Raw genomic sequence first — 13,789 nt, 5'->3', positions numbered from 1 at the left:
GTGCGGGCATACCATCGACTCGCGACAGCCTGTAGTAATCCGCCATCATGCTGTCCACGTCGGCCATTTCGCGCCAAAGGCGCTACCCGTTCGGCTAAGATGCCGTCGCTTCATATTTCGGGATAGCCGTCCTGTCGCACGCATTCAAACCAAATATAAGCCTGACAGTTCGACGGTATTAGAAGAAGTCGAAACAAGTCGGGGGCTTGGCCAGTGAATGCAGCAGATCAGAGGTGGGTCGTTATCTATTTGAGTACGGGGTTTTCGTTGGCCCAGGCCGCGCGTCTCGGCGAGGCTTTCAACCTGGCGAATCGCCTGCATGCGTTCAGTGCGGATTACCAGTTGAAGTACGTATCCGAAAGCGGGGGACTGTTGCAGTCGTCGTCCGGCGTGAGCATCGCGGCCGATCCGCTCGGCGACGAGCACGGCCGCCGTGCGCTCGCGTTCTTTCATCTTCACGGCGACCGCGCGGCCGTTAACTGGAACGATGCGTTGCAGCGGCGTCTGACTGACATTCGCCGGCACGCGCGCTGGATCGTCGATGCGATGGACCTGCCCGCGCTCGCGGCCTCGCAGCGGCCGTCGGCGGCGATCCACGTGTCGCCCTGCAAAGCCGGGCGCCGTGCCGACGCGACGGTCGAACTGCAGGCCGGCGAGACCGACGTGTTCGCGGCAGCGCTCGACATGTTCCGCGCCGATCTCGGCGACAGCGCCGCGCAGGAGATCGCCAGTAACATGCTGCGGCCGGTCGAGCAGCGCTATGCACAGTCGATGTGGGCGTTTCGCGAACTGAGCGCGAGCCCGTCGATCCGGATGTCGGCGCAGCGGCTGCGCGCGCTGAGCGTGAACCGCATCTCGATCGCGAACGCCGCACAGGCCGCTGCGATGAGCGAGCGCAATTTCCTGCGGCGCTTCAAGAAGGAGATCGGCGTGACGCCGACCGCGTTCGTCCAGCAGGTGCGGCTCGAGCGCGCGTGCCACATGCTGATCCATACGACGCTGCCGGCCGACAAGGTCGCGCGCCGGACGGGGTTCGGCAGTGGCGAGCGGCTCGCGAAGCTGTTTCGCCAGCGCCTGCTGATGTCGCCGACCGAATTTCGCGTCGCCGAGCGGGAAAAGATTCTCAGCCGTGGCGCTGGGTCGCCCGATGCGAACGACGGGTCCGCAGCCGCGTTGGGCGACGGCGGCGGCGCGAGTTGCGCCGCGTATGCCGGCGTGCAGGAGAAAACGGGGCGGATACCCGTAGAATCGTCCTGTCGCGATCTCGATTCCCGGTTTACATGCCCTTCCTCCCCACTACCGCCACCGCCCCTTTCTGCCCGTCGGAAGTAAAGGGCAGCATCACGATCGACGCCGGCGCGCCGCGCTGGCAGAAGCTCAAGCGCTTTTTCGGCCCCGGCCTGCTCGTCGCGATCGGCTACATGGATCCCGGCAACTGGGCGACCGACATCCAGGCCGGCTCGCAGTTCGGCTATTCGCTGCTGTGGGTCGTCGCGTTCTCGAGCCTCGCGGCGATCTTCCTGCAGATGCTCGCGGCGCGGCTCGGCCTCGTCGCGGGCAGGGATCTCGCGCAGGCCAGCTACGAACGCTACGGCCGGTTCGGCCGCATCGTGCAGTGGGTCACCGCCGAGGTGTCGATCATCGCGTGCGACATCGCGGAAGTCCTCGGCTGCGCGCTTGCGTTCAAGCTGCTGCTCGGCGTGCCGCTCGCGTGGGGGATCGTGCTGACCGCGCTCGACACGATGATCGTGCTCGGCCTGCAGGGCAAGGGGTTCCGGCAGATCGAGGCGATCGTGCTCGGGCTGATCGCGACGATGGCGTTCTGCTTCGTCGCGCAGGTCGCGATCACGCCGCCCGACTGGCACGCGGTGGTCGGTGGGCTCGTGCCCGGCGATCCGGGCCACGACCGCAAGGACGCGATCGTGCTCGCGCTCGGCATCGTCGGCGCGACGATCATGCCGCACAACCTGTATCTGCATTCGTCGGTCGTGCAGACGCGGCATGTCGTCGGCGGCGCGCGCGGCGTGGTCCGCGACACGCTCGCGCTGGTGCGCATCGATACCTGCGTGTCGCTGTTCGTCGCGATGCTCGTCAATGCGGCGATCCTGATCGTCGCGGGCGCGGCATTCCATGCGACGGGCCAGCACAACGTGACCGACATCGAGCAGGCCTACAAGCTGATTACGCCGATCGCGGGCGGCGCTGCCGCACTGCTGTTCGGCATCGCGCTGCTCGCGTCGGGGCAAAGCTCGACGCTGACCGGCACGATCGCCGGCCAGGTGATCATGGACGGCTTCCTGCATACGAAGATCCCGTGCTACCAGCGCAGGCTGATCACGCGCGGGCTCGCGCTCGTGCCGGCGCTGATCGGCGTGCTGTGGCTCGGCGACGGGTCGGTCGGGCAACTGCTCGTCTGGAGCCAGGTGCTGCTGAGCTTGCAACTGCCGTTCGCGATGTGGCCGCTGATCCGGTCGGTCAGCGATCGCAACGTGATGGGCGAGCACACGATCGGCCGCGGGATGCAGGTCGCCGCGTGGGCGCTGTTCGTCGTCATCACCGGCACGAACCTGCTGCTGATCACCGGTGTCGCGGGCTGATACAGCCTGTCACAGGCTGACACAGACGCGCTGCGCGCATGCGGTAAACTGCGGCCTTTCGATCGTCGTCCGAAGTCCGTTATGTGGAGTGAAATCAGCAACATCGGCGATGCCGCGCTGACCTTGCCGATCGCGCTGGCCTGCGCGGCGTGGCTGGCGCTGACCGACCGGCGCGTCGCCGTGCGCTGGGTCGTGCTGCTGGCCGCCGGCATGGGCCTCGTCGGCGCAACCAAGATCCTGTATGCCGGGTGCGGCATCGAGATTCCCCAATTCGATTTCCGCGTGATCAGCGGCCATACGATGCTGTCGACGTCGGTATGGACGGTCGCGCTGTCGATGCTGTGGCAGGCGTTCCGGCCGGGCAAGGCGCCCGGCATCGCGGCCGGGCTGGCCGTCGGCGCGGTTACGGCCGTCGCGCGCGTGTTCGATCACTCGCACACGATTCCGGAAGTTGTCGTCGGCTGGATGCTCGGCGCGCTGGTCGCGCTGATGTTCCTGCGCGGCTACGACGGCGCGCGGCAGCGCGCGTTCTCGCCGCGCATCGCGGCCGTCTGCCTGCTGCTCGTGTCGGGCATCGCTTACGGGAACCGTGCGCCGTTCCAGCAGATGATCGATACGCATTCGCCGCAACTCTGCGCGTTCGTGCGCGCGCCGTCGGGCGACGGATTCTGACGGCTGCCGGTTGCGGCGGCCCGGTGTTTCGGTGTTCCGGTGCCGCCAGGTTGCCGCCGGCGATCGCCCGGTGATTGCGCGATTCCTCTTCCCGATCGTTCCCTGTCTGTCGCCGTACGCATCGTCCGCCATTCCCGGAATCAACGAACCGGCCGGTCCACGGGATCGGCCGTGCCGCTTTGCGCATTGGCGCAGCCGCACGACGGTCATGAGCGGAATCTATGACCGGGCATAACGATTATTCATTTCATCGATTGGCGTCATTCGCGTACGCTGGCTGTCGTTCGACCGCGGCCGGCTGCCCGGCGCGCGTCACGCTCGTCTCGATATACTCGCGGAAACCGTGCGGCACCTTATGAATCCGACGCGCCGTCGACCGGCATGCGTCGGCCGCGACACGCACGGAAAACCCGTCGCGGCAGCATGCCGCGACGACGATTCACGACAGGAGCAGCTCACATGACAGTCGTTTCTTCGCGCCTCGCCGGCAAGTGCGCATACATTACGGGCGCCGCGGGCGGCCTCGGCCGCGCGATCGCGCGCCGGATGGTCGAGCAGGGCGCGCGCGTGTTCTTGACCGACATCGCCGAAGCGGCGGTGCTCGACGCGTTCGCGCAGGAACTCAACGCGGGCCACGCGACGCCGGTCGCGTTCGCCGCGACGCAGGACGTGCGCGACGAAGCACGCTGGCAGGCGCTGCTCGCGCAGGCGAACGATGCGATGGGCGGGCTGTCGGTGCTCGTCAACAATGCGGGCGTCGGCTCGATCGGCTCGCCCGCGCAAATCGAACTGGACGAATGGCGGCGCGTGATGGCGATCAACGTCGAGAGCATCGTGCTCGGCTGCAAGCATGCGCTGTCGTACCTGGGCGCGAGCCATCCCGCATCGATCATCAACATCTCGTCGGTCGCCGCGTTCAAGGTCGAGCCGGATTTCACCGCGTACAACGCGTCGAAGGCGGCGGTCGCGTCGCTGACGAAATCGGTCGCGATCGATTGCGCACGCCGCGAGCTCGACGTGCGCTGCAACTCGATTCACCCGGCGTTCATCCGCACGGGGATCGTCGAACCGCTGTTCCAGACGCTCGGCGAACGCGATGCGACGCGCAAGCTCGCGCGCGGCATTCCGCTGCGCCGGCTCGGCGAGCCGGACGACGTCGCGCATGCGGCCGTGTATCTCGCATCCGACGAAAGCCGCTTCGTGACGGCCGCCGAACTCGTGATCGACGGCGGCATGTGCGCGGTCTGACGCGCATCCCGCATCCCGTACCGCAATTACCGGAGGAGAACATCGTGTCGACACCCGTGAATCGCCAACTGCTGCTGAAGACGCGCCCGGAAGGGCGGGTCGGCCGCGAACACTTCTCGCTCGTCGAGACGCCGGTGCCGGCGCTCGCGGACGGCGAGGTGCTCGTGCGCGTGCTGTACCTGTCGATGGACCCGACCAACCGCGTGTGGATGAGCGACGTACCGCAGTACCTGCCGCCCGTCGCGATCGGCGAGGTGATGCGCGCGCTCGGCATCGGGCGCGTGGTCGCGTCGCGCCATGCCGGTTTCGCGGAAGGCGATCTCGTGCAGGGGCTCGTCGGCTGGCAGGATTATGCGGTCGTGCCGGCCGACCAGGCCGCGCAGCTCGTGAAGCTGCCCGCGCAGTCGGGCCTGCCGCTGCCGACGCTGCTCGGCGCGTGCGGGATGAGCGGGCTGACCGCGTATTACGGGCTGACCGACATCGCGCCGGTGCAGCCCGGCGAGACGCTCGTCGTGTCGGCGGCGGCCGGGTCGGTCGGCTCGATCGCCGGGCAGATCGGCAAGATCCACGGCGCGCGCGTGGTCGGCATTGCGGGCGGCGCGGACAAGTGCCGCTACCTGACCGAGACGCTCGGCTTCGACGCGGCCGTCGACTACAAGGCCGACGATTTCCGTCAGCAACTGAAGGCGGCGACGCCGGACGGCGTGCACGTGAACTTCGAGAACGTCGGCGGCGAGGTGATGCGCGCGGTGTTGTCGCGGATGGTGATCGGCGGGCGCGTCGCGCTGTGCGGCGTGATCTCGAACTACAACAGCGGACGCGCGGCCGACGACGTCGGCGTGCTGATCTCGAAGCGGCTGACGATGCGCGGCTTCCTGATCCTCGACTACCGCAAGAGCCGCGAAGCCGTGCAGACGCTCGCGGGCTGGTTGCGCGACGGTCGGCTCAAGGCCGAGGAAACTGTCGCCGACGGTCTCGAAAACGCGCCCGACGTGCTGAATCGCCTGTTCGACGGCGACCATCGAGGCAAGCTCGTGCTGCGTGTCGATCCGGACGCGTGACCGGCTTGCGGCGCGACGCGCGATATCGGTCGCGCGTTGCCGTCAGGTGTTGTCGAGCGCGATGAGTTCGATCAAACGGCTCTCAGTTTCGGACTTGTCCCATATATTGTCCCGGCCTCTCTCCCTAAAGTGATCGCCAGTGAACAGGCGGCGTGACCGACGCGTCACGCCGCCTTTTTTCTGGTCACGCGGCAGAGGAGAGGGAACATGCGGAACAACGCGAAGCGGGTGGCATCGGCAGCGATGCGCAATCGAACGGTGCGGTGCGTCGGCGCCGTGCGGATGATGGCGATCGGGCTGGGCGTCGTGCTGGCGATGTCGAATGCGGCGGCGGCGGGGCAGGCCACGTCGGACGGCACCGTGCGGTTTACCGGCGCGCTCGTCGATCTCTACGACGTGACGTTCGACGCGCCGTCGGGCGCGGTTGTCGAAGGACGGGAAGCGGCGGGCGGCGGGGCCGCGGCGGCGCTCCGGTTCGATGCGCATGGCCGGCGTTTGCCGGGTGCTCATGTGGCACTGGTCGGGCCTGACGGTGCGCCGTTCGCGCTGGACGCCGATTCCGGCGTGCGCGCAACGTGGCGCGATGCGCGCGACGATCGAAGCGTGCCGCTGGTGTCGGGCCGCGTTTATCGCGTGGGCCCGTATGGCGGCGTGATGACCGTCGCGGCGGATGAAGCGACGGGCGCCGTGGCGCCCGTCGTGATCAGGATTCGCCATCCGTGACGGAGGGCTTGTGCGTGCGGATGGAGCGGTGGCGGCCGGGCGTATGGCACGCGGCCACGCGCCGCGTCATTCGCCCTGTTCGGCGCGCGCGTAGATGTCCCAGCTCGCCATGAACAGCGCGGCGACGAGCGGCCCGATCACGAAGCCGTTGATGCCGAACAGCGCCATCCCGCCAAGCGTCGAGATCAGCACGACCCAGTCGGGCATCTTCGTGTCCTTGCCGACGAGGATCGGGCGCAGCAGGTTGTCGACGAGACCGATCACGCCGACGCAGAACGCGACGAGGATCACGCATTTCCAGATCTCGCCGATCGCCAGGAAGTAGAGCGCGGCCGGTATCCACACGAGGCTCGCGCCGATCGCGGGCAGCAGCGACAGGAACGCCATCAGCGCGCCCCACAGCACGACGCCCTGGATGTCGAGGATCCAGAAGATCAGCCCGCCGAGCGCGCCCTGCACGAGCGCGACCGCGATGTTGCCTTTCACGGTCGCGCGCACGACCGTCGTGAACTTCGCGAGCAGCAGATTCTTGTGCTCCTCGTCGAGCGGCAGCGCGCGGCGCACGCGGCGGCCGATCTCGCCGCCGTCGCGCAGCAGGAAGAACACCATGTACAGCATTACGCCGAAGCTGACGATGAACTGGAACGTGTTCTGGCCGATGCTGAACGCCTGGGCCGCGGCGAACTGGCTGATCTGCGCGGCGCCGTCGGTCAGCTTCTTCTGGATGCCGGGGATGTTGGTCAGCCCGTATTTCGCGAGCACGCGCTGGATCGAGGTCGGCAGCGCGTGGATGATGTCCTGGAAGTACTGCGAATAGTTCGGCTGCGCGGTCTTGATTTCCTGGTACACGTATGCGATTTCCTGCACGAGCGTCGCGGCGACGAACACGAGCGGCAGGATCACGATCAGGATGATCAGCGTCATCGTCACGAGCGCGGCCAGGTTGCGCCGCTTGCCGAAGCGCGCCGCGAGCCAGCGCTGCACCGGCTGGAACAGGATCGCGAGAATGGCGCCCCAGAACACGGCCCCGGAGAACGGCGCGAGAATCCCGCACATGCCGACGGTGACCGCGAACAGCAGGAAATAGAAGAATTTTTGGTGATCGTGTCCGCTATCCATGGGTGGCATTCGCGCAGATTGATGCTTGGTTTGATTGACTCTCGTTGCCCCGGGCGCGATCGGCTCGCGAACGTCACGGGTTCGCTGCGGAACACGCGGCGGGGCGGCCCATCGGGAGTATGCCCGCAAAGGTGCCGCCATCATAACCGCTGCGCGCGACCCATGCGAAAACGCCGCGGCCGGGGCCGCGGCGCTGCCGGGAAGCGAACGCGGCGCAAGGCCGCGTGCGATACCGTCAGATATTGAGCTTCGTGACCTTGGTGCCGTTCACCGACAGGTCGCCCATCAGGCCCGCGTTGGTCAGGACCAGCACCTCGACCGGTGCGGTGGCCGTGTTGGTGTCGACCGCGCCGTTCGCGCCGACCTTCACGACCGCGACCGATGCGTCGGCGCCGGCGGCCCAGCCGTCCGACTTGCGGAACGAGTCAAGCGCATCCTGCGTCATGAACAGGAACACGATCGCCTTCGACTGCGCGCCGGCCTGCAGGCCGACCGACAGCGACGACGTGTTGTAGTAGCCGACGGTGCTGCCGCCGACGCGCAGCGCTCCGTTGCCGGACTGGCCGCCGATGATGAGACCGGCCTGCAGCACGTTCGGGAACACGAGTACGCCGCGCGATTTCGCGACGAGTTCACGCGAACCCGGCACCGTCGAATAGAGGCGCGACAGCGTCGCGTTCACGCTCGCGTCGATCGACTGGCGCTTCGACGCGCTGGCCGATGCGGTTTCGGGTTTGTCGGGCGTGGTCGTGCAGCCGGCGAGTGCAAGGCTGCCGAGCATCACGGCGGCGGCGGCTTTCATGGCGAGGGACTTCTGCATGGCGGTTCTCCTTCGTTGTCTGATTGAGGACGGACGGTGCGAGCAGCGGTGCGGGCAGCCCCGTTCAACGGCGGGCAAGGAGCAGGCCCGCAACGAACGCGAGGCCAGCGACGACGCCGGCGGTCTGCCACGGGTTGTCGTGCACGACCTGCGACACGCGTTCGGCCGAATCGCGCAGCCGGGCGGCCGCGCTGCCCGACGCGTAGTCGAGCGCGCTGCGCGCTTCGTCGAGCCTCGACTGCACGCGCTTGCGCAGCGCGGCGATATCGCCGTCGCCATCGTTTTTCAACAGGTCTTCCAGTTCGTCGACCAGCCCGCGCAGATCGTCGGTCACGTCGGCATGCAGATCACGGGCGGCGGAGCGCGTCGTGCGTCCCACGCGCCGGCCGGTGCGACGGATGTCGGCCAGGCCGCGGTCCAGTTTGTGTTCGATCGAGTCGGTGAGCGCCATGGTGTTTATCCTCCTTCGATTCCAGGCCAATTTGAAGATAAGACGAATCCCAGCAATTGATGTGATTCACTTGCCCCAATTGAGTTTCGAGACAAATTTTCAATTCGTTGGCAGGATCGCCGCGAAGCCCCGTCGCGCGGGGCGGGGCGACGGTTGAAAAAATTTCGCAATCGGGCGAATCGGCGTGTGGAGCAGCGGTACGAAGCGAATGTCCGGTAAATATGGCATCGCCAGGGTCGTCAGGTAAATAGTGCCGTTGCAGGCCTTGTGTTGATGCAAATGCACTAGTCCACGCTGTGTCGGGGAGCACGGTTCGTGCCCGAGGCCGGCACGGCGCCGCTGTCGCCAAGCGCGACATCGATGATGACGGGATCGTGGTCCGACGAGCGGTATGCGTCGGGTGCGTAATAAGACGATCGGTGCACACGCGTTTTGTAATCGGGCACGGGTTGCAGGGCGACCGGTTCGTCGGCGTTGATGTGCCATATGTGCACGGCCTTCACGCGTGCGGCGAGTGTCGATGTGGCCAGCGCGTGGTCGAGGTAACCGGCTTCGCCGCGAAATACGTAGCTGTACGCAGCATCGCCGACGAAGCGGGCAACCAGGTTCGCATAGCCGCGCGATTCGAGCGCGCGGACCGGATCTTCCTTCGCATAGCTGTTCAGGTCGCCGATCAGCAGCATGCCGTCGGCCGCGGCGCCCGTCGGCGAAGCGGCGAGCCAGTCGGCGATGCGCGTGGCCGCTCGCGTGCGCGCCGCATTCCAGCAGCCCTGGCCGTCGGACTGGTCGAGGTCGGCGCCGGTCGCGTTCGGGCAGTTCTTCGACTTCAGGTGATTGACCGCGACAGTGAACGCGCGCGTGCCGCCGATGCGCCGGAAGGTCTGCGCAAGCGGCGGCCGGTGCCGGCCGCCGAGCGCGACGGTCGCGGCGTGCCCGACCGGCTCGACCGTGCGACTGTCGTACAGCAGCGCGACCGCGATCACGTCGCGGCCGAGCCGCGCGGTGCCGGGGTCGACAGCGCGCCAGCCGTCGCCAAGTTGCGCAGCGAGACGCCGCACCGCGCTCGCGTCGCCGTGGCCGTTGTTCGCGATTTCCATCAGACCGATCACATCGGCGCACAGCGAGCGCAACGCCGCGACGATCTTTGCTTCCTGCCTCGCGAAGACGGCGTGCGTTTTTGCGCCACGGTTGGCCGGCGCGTCGAATCCGCCGCCATGGCCGTCGCCGTTGAAATAGTTGAATACGTTGAACGACGCGATGCGAACGTCTGCAGCGGAGTGCCGGTCCGGCGCATCGGTACGCGGATTCGCGGCGGCGTCGAACACCGGCGCCGCGCCGGCTGTCGGTTGCAGCCGCCACGTGCCGTAGCGCAGTTCGAGCACGCCTTCGACGCCGCGCACCGTGTAGCCTGCGCGCAGCGTATTGGCGGCGCTCAGCGCGGGCGGCGGATAGCGGACGGTCGCGGGATCGCGGCGGCTCGAGCCGTCGTCGAGCACGATGCGGTTGCGCGCGTTGGCCGCCGCGAGCGCGGCGGCTTCGGCCGGCGGCGCGACGTGGGTCGGGATGCGCAGCCGGCCGTTGCTGAGAACGAGGCTGCCGTAGCGGCCGAGTTCGTGCGTATCGCTGACCGTCAGCGTTTGCGGCAGGCGCACCCGCATGCCTTCGTGCGCGGCCAGCACGGCCGGCGTGGCGACCGGCAGCGCGAGCGTCGCCGGCGTGACCGTCTGCCCGCGTGCGCAGACGGCGATGCCGCCCGACAGCACGAACTGTGTGCGGCCGTATTTATCGTCGACCCGGCCCGTGAGATGCACGAGATCGCCGGGGCTCGCGCGTGCGTTCGGTGCGTACACGAACAGGCCTTCCGGGACGCCCGGCCGCTGCCGCCGCTGCGCGTCGGCCTGCTGGACGAAGAAGCCGCCGAAGCCGTCGGCGCCGTCGAACGCCGCGGTGACGACGGCTTCGATCGAGGTCGTTTGCCCTGCCAGCGGCGACGGGCCGCCAGCGCTGCGGAGGTCGGCAATCGCCGAGGTCGCGCCGCCGCAGCCGGCGCTGACCGGTAGCGCGGCGGGGGCCGGCCGGACGGAGAGGGCGAGCGATAGCGCAACGGCAAGCGGCGGAAGCAAGCGTGACATGGGACGGTCCACTGGAAGAAAATCCGACAGTTCGGGAGCGCATCTTGACGACAAAATGCCAGGAAGCGGCCGAATTGGCCGTCCGGCCAGTGCCGGATGGCCAACGATGCAGGCAGACCCTGCCGCGGCTGTTACGCTTTCGCATCGGGTGTCGCACGCCGATCGCGCAGCGAACGCCGCCGCACCCCGTCCCTACAGGAGAAGTCCATGTCTTACATGCTGTTGATCGTCGAACCGACCGACCAGCGCGCGGAACGCACGCTCGACGAAGGCCAGGCGCTTTACGCGCGGATGGTCGATTTCGCCGAGACGCTGAAGGCGCGCGGCGTGCTGCGCGGCGTCGAGTCGCTGGAGCGCTCCGAGCGCGGCACGCGCGTGCAGGTGCGCGACGGCGAAACGCGTCTGCTCGACGGTCCGTTCGCGGAGGCGAAGGAGATGGTCGGCGGCTTCTTCCTCGTCGATGTCGACACGCGCGAGGAAGCGATCGAGATCGCACGCCAGTGCCCGGCTGCGCAATGGTGCACGGTCGAGGTACGCGCAGTCGGCCCGTGCTTCCTGTGAAGGCCGTGACTAGGTATTTACCCTGATTTATCGTGGCGCGTGTCGATCCGGCCGTGTTCCGCCCGTCGTCCGGATAAGGCGCCGATAAACGGGCGTCCCTTTCACCGACGACAAGGAGTGAACGATGCGATTCATGATCATGATCCGGGCGAACGCCGTCAGCGAATCCGACGCGTTGCCGGACAACCGGCTGGTCGAGGCCATGACCGTCTATCACGAGGAACTGGCCAACGCAGGCGTGCTGCTCGACGCGAATGGCCTGCGGCCGAGCGCGCGCGGCTGGCGCGTGCGCTATACGGGCGGCAAGGGCACGGTGGTCGACGGCCCGTTTGCCGAAACGAAGGAACTGATCGCCGGCTATACGCTGATCCAGGTGCGTTCGCGCGACGAGGCGCTCGAATGGACGCGCCGGTTCCCCGCGCCGTTCGGTGCCGAGATGGATTGCGAGATCGAGGTGCGGCCGCTGTTCGAGCTCGACGACCTCACGCCGAGCGACGCGGTCGAGCGGTTTCGCGAACTCCACGTCGGCCGTACCAGCGCCTGATTGACTGCCCACCTGAATCCAACCTCACCGGGAGCACCCGACATGCACAAGATGGTCTTCATCAACCTGCCCGTGGCCGACCTGCCGCGCTCGAAGGCGTTCTACCAGGCGCTCGGCTTCGAAGTCGTGCCGGCCTATACCAACGACCAGGCCGCCTGCATCAAGATCAGCGACACGATCTTCGCGATGCTGCTCGTGCGTCCGTTTTTCCAGACGTTCACCGGCAAAACCATCATCGATCCGGCAACGCAGGTGCAGGTCCTGTCGTGCCTGTCGTGCGAAAGCCGCGCCGAAGTCGACGCGATCGTCGCAAAGGCGCTGGCGGCCGGCGGGTCCGCGCCGCAAGCGCCGCGCGAGTACCCGAACATGTACGGCCACGGGTTCGACGATCCGGACGGCCATGCATGGGAACTGATGGCCATGCCGCTGGACGCGTCCGCCGAGGGGCAGGCGTCGTGACGCATGAGGCGACGCATCGTGCGATCGAAGCGGTCTGGCGGATCGAGGCGCCGAAGATCATCGCACGCGCCGCGCGCGTGGTGCGCGACGTCGGCGTGGCCGAGGAACTGGCGCAGGACACGCTCGTCGCGGCGCTCGAGCACTGGCCCGTCGACGGCGTGCCCGACAATCCGGCCGCCTGGCTGATGACGGCCGTGAAGCGTCGCGCGCTCGACCGCGTCCGGCAGGAGTCGCTTCATGCGGCGAAGCGCGACCAGCTCGGCCACGAGATGGACGCGCTCGAAGCGCAGGTCGTCCCCGACATCGCCGATGCGCTCGCCGACGCGAGCGACGACGACATCGGCGACGACCTGCTGCGGCTGATCTTCACGTCGTGCCACCCGGTGCTGTCGACCGACGCGCGCGTCGCGCTGACGCTGCGGCTGCTCGGCGGGCTGACGACGGGCGAGATCGCACGTGCGTTCCTGACGCCCGAGCCGACGATCGCGCAGCGGATCGTACGCGCGAAGCGCACGCTCGCGGCGGCGCACGTGCCGTTCGAGGTGCCGGCCGCCGATGCGCGGCCCGCGCGGCTCGCGTCGGTGCTCGAGGTGATCTACCTGGTGTTCAACGAAGGCCATGCGGCGACCGCGGGCGACGACTGGATGCGCCCCGCGTTGTGCGACGAAGCGCTACGGCTCGGCCGCGTGCTCGCGGGGCTGGCGCCGGACGAGAGCGAAGTGCTCGGCCTCGTCGCGCTGATGGAGTTGCAGGCATCGCGCATGCATGCGCGCACCGATGCGCAGGGCCGGCCGGTGCTGCTGCTGGATCAGGATCGCAGCCGCTGGGATCAACTGCTGATCCGGCGCGGTCTCGCGGCGCTCGAACGGGCGACGAAGCTCGGCGGCGTGCGCGGGCCATATGCGCTGCAGGCCGCGCTGGCCGCCTGCCATGCGCGTGCGCGGCACGCGTCGGAAACGGACTGGGCGCAGATCGTCGCGCTGTACGACGCGCTCGCCGAAGTCGCACCGTCGCCGGTCGTCGAGCTGAACCGCGCGGTGGCGGTGGGGATGGCGTTCGGGCCGGCGGCGGCGCTCGAACTCGTCGACGTGCTGCGCGACGATCCCGCGCTCGCGCGCTATCACTGGCTGCCGAGCGTGCGCGGCGATCTGCTGGCGAAGCTCGGGCGTGCCGACGAGGCGAAGCTCGAGTTCCGCCGCGCGGCGGAACTGACGCGCAACGAGCGCGAGCGCGAATTGCTGCTCAAGCGTGCGATGGATGCGTGACGCATGAAGCGTGCGTCGTAAGCGCGGCATACGCGCCCGATCCCTCCCTCCCGACGATCCCCGGATGTACGCCCGGCACTATCACCCGGATTGAAAAAGCCTATTGGGGGATGCGAACGCCAGCGCCTAGATTAAAA

At 67.9% G+C, this 13,789-nt stretch carries 14 protein-coding genes; 10 read left to right on the top strand and 4 right to left on the bottom strand.

The annotated features are described in order from the left end of the window. The first annotated feature begins 267 nt into the window (after positions 1–267). From ACNQQL_RS21650 to ACNQQL_RS21625, 6 genes are all read left to right on the top strand, one after another. Positions 268–1,332 carry a helix-turn-helix domain-containing protein gene (locus ACNQQL_RS21650; protein WP_347065554.1) on the top strand — a complete coding sequence of 355 codons (1,065 nt, stop codon included), beginning with the start codon at positions 268–270 and terminating at the stop codon, positions 1,330–1,332. After that, the gene (locus ACNQQL_RS21645) at positions 1,281–2,597 is read left to right on the top strand and encodes an Nramp family divalent metal transporter (RefSeq protein ID WP_204422524.1); all 1,317 of its coding nucleotides are present in this window, start codon (positions 1,281–1,283) and stop codon (positions 2,595–2,597) included. Before ACNQQL_RS21650 ends, ACNQQL_RS21645 begins: the two co-directional genes overlap by 52 nt. An 81-nt stretch (positions 2,598–2,678) precedes the next feature. Further along, positions 2,679–3,269 carry a phosphatase PAP2 family protein gene (locus ACNQQL_RS21640; protein WP_072439318.1) on the top strand — a complete coding sequence of 197 codons (591 nt, stop codon included), beginning with the start codon at positions 2,679–2,681 and terminating at the stop codon, positions 3,267–3,269. A 459-nt stretch (positions 3,270–3,728) separates the two neighbouring features. Then, positions 3,729–4,517, top strand: coding sequence for an SDR family oxidoreductase (locus tag ACNQQL_RS21635; RefSeq protein ID WP_072439320.1), 789 nt, complete (start codon positions 3,729–3,731; stop codon positions 4,515–4,517). Between the two features lie 44 nt (positions 4,518–4,561). Beyond that, positions 4,562–5,578 (top strand): NADP-dependent oxidoreductase, encoded by a 1,017-nt coding sequence (locus tag ACNQQL_RS21630; RefSeq protein WP_096474887.1) that lies wholly within the window; start codon positions 4,562–4,564, stop codon positions 5,576–5,578. Positions 5,579–5,785: 207 nt separating this feature from the next. Further along, complete coding sequence (locus ACNQQL_RS21625) at positions 5,786–6,301, top strand: thioesterase (protein WP_347065550.1); 516 nt, start codon at positions 5,786–5,788, stop codon at positions 6,299–6,301. A gap of 66 nt (positions 6,302–6,367) precedes the next feature. Here ACNQQL_RS21625 and ACNQQL_RS21620 read toward each other — a convergent pair whose 3' ends face one another. The 4 genes from ACNQQL_RS21620 to ACNQQL_RS21605 all read right to left on the bottom strand — a co-directional run bounded on the left by ACNQQL_RS21620 (position 6,368) and on the right by ACNQQL_RS21605 (position 10,823). Continuing rightward, on the bottom strand, positions 6,368–7,420 hold the full coding sequence (locus ACNQQL_RS21620; RefSeq protein WP_347065548.1) for an AI-2E family transporter: 1,053 nt from the start codon (positions 7,418–7,420) through the stop codon (positions 6,368–6,370). 235 nt (positions 7,421–7,655) lie between these two features. Continuing rightward, the gene (locus ACNQQL_RS21615; protein ID WP_347065546.1) at positions 7,656–8,240 is read right to left on the bottom strand and encodes a YSC84-related protein; all 585 of its coding nucleotides are present in this window, start codon (positions 8,238–8,240) and stop codon (positions 7,656–7,658) included. 64 nt (positions 8,241–8,304) lie between these two features. Further along, positions 8,305–8,691: a DUF883 family protein gene (locus ACNQQL_RS21610; protein WP_072439328.1), complete on the bottom strand. Its 387-nt coding sequence runs from the start codon at positions 8,689–8,691 to the stop codon at positions 8,305–8,307. Positions 8,692–8,975: 284 nt separating this feature from the next. Beyond that, entirely contained in the window at positions 8,976–10,823 is a 1,848-nt protein-coding gene (locus tag ACNQQL_RS21605; protein ID WP_347065544.1) for an ExeM/NucH family extracellular endonuclease, read from the bottom strand. A 207-nt stretch (positions 10,824–11,030) separates the two neighbouring features. On the opposite strand from ACNQQL_RS21605, the gene ACNQQL_RS21600 reads away from it, so the two are divergent. From ACNQQL_RS21600 to ACNQQL_RS21585, 4 genes are all read left to right on the top strand, one after another. Then, the gene (locus ACNQQL_RS21600; protein WP_034185206.1) at positions 11,031–11,384 is read left to right on the top strand and encodes a YciI family protein; all 354 of its coding nucleotides are present in this window, start codon (positions 11,031–11,033) and stop codon (positions 11,382–11,384) included. A gap of 124 nt (positions 11,385–11,508) precedes the next feature. Further along, positions 11,509–11,928, top strand: coding sequence for a YciI family protein (locus ACNQQL_RS21595; RefSeq protein WP_175958629.1), 420 nt, complete (start codon positions 11,509–11,511; stop codon positions 11,926–11,928). Between the two features lie 42 nt (positions 11,929–11,970). Then, on the top strand, positions 11,971–12,387 hold the full coding sequence (locus ACNQQL_RS21590; RefSeq protein WP_072439335.1) for a VOC family protein: 417 nt from the start codon (positions 11,971–11,973) through the stop codon (positions 12,385–12,387). Next, a complete protein-coding gene (locus ACNQQL_RS21585; RefSeq protein ID WP_347065541.1) occupies positions 12,384–13,652 on the top strand; it encodes an RNA polymerase sigma factor in 1,269 nt (422 codons plus the stop codon). Before ACNQQL_RS21590 ends, ACNQQL_RS21585 begins: the two co-directional genes overlap by 4 nt. Positions 13,653–13,789: the final 137 nt, after the last annotated feature.

Source organism: Burkholderia sp. LFS061, assembly GCF_047978125.1.
In the GTDB taxonomy this organism is placed as follows: domain Bacteria; phylum Pseudomonadota; class Gammaproteobacteria; order Burkholderiales; family Burkholderiaceae; genus Burkholderia; species Burkholderia pyrrocinia_C.
Note: the sequence above shows the minus strand (reverse complement) of the source record. Positions and strands in the feature narration are given on the sequence as shown.

Coding starts and splice junctions, on each gene's coding strand:
- ACNQQL_RS21645 (WP_204422524.1), top strand. CDS start 1,281: ATGCCCTTCCTCCCCACTACCGCCACCGCCCCTTTCTGCCCGTCGGAA.
- ACNQQL_RS21640 (WP_072439318.1), top strand. CDS start 2,679: ATGTGGAGTGAAATCAGCAACATCGGCGATGCCGCGCTGACCTTGCCG.
- ACNQQL_RS21635 (WP_072439320.1), top strand. CDS start 3,729: ATGACAGTCGTTTCTTCGCGCCTCGCCGGCAAGTGCGCATACATTACG.
- ACNQQL_RS21625 (WP_347065550.1), top strand. CDS start 5,786: ATGCGGAACAACGCGAAGCGGGTGGCATCGGCAGCGATGCGCAATCGA.
- ACNQQL_RS21620 (WP_347065548.1), bottom strand. CDS start 7,420: ATGGATAGCGGACACGATCACCAAAAATTCTTCTATTTCCTGCTGTTC.
- ACNQQL_RS21615 (WP_347065546.1), bottom strand. CDS start 8,240: ATGCAGAAGTCCCTCGCCATGAAAGCCGCCGCCGCCGTGATGCTCGGC.
- ACNQQL_RS21610 (WP_072439328.1), bottom strand. CDS start 8,691: ATGGCGCTCACCGACTCGATCGAACACAAACTGGACCGCGGCCTGGCC.
- ACNQQL_RS21605 (WP_347065544.1), bottom strand. CDS start 10,823: ATGTCACGCTTGCTTCCGCCGCTTGCCGTTGCGCTATCGCTCGCCCTC.
- ACNQQL_RS21600 (WP_034185206.1), top strand. CDS start 11,031: ATGTCTTACATGCTGTTGATCGTCGAACCGACCGACCAGCGCGCGGAA.
- ACNQQL_RS21595 (WP_175958629.1), top strand. CDS start 11,509: ATGCGATTCATGATCATGATCCGGGCGAACGCCGTCAGCGAATCCGAC.
- ACNQQL_RS21590 (WP_072439335.1), top strand. CDS start 11,971: ATGCACAAGATGGTCTTCATCAACCTGCCCGTGGCCGACCTGCCGCGC.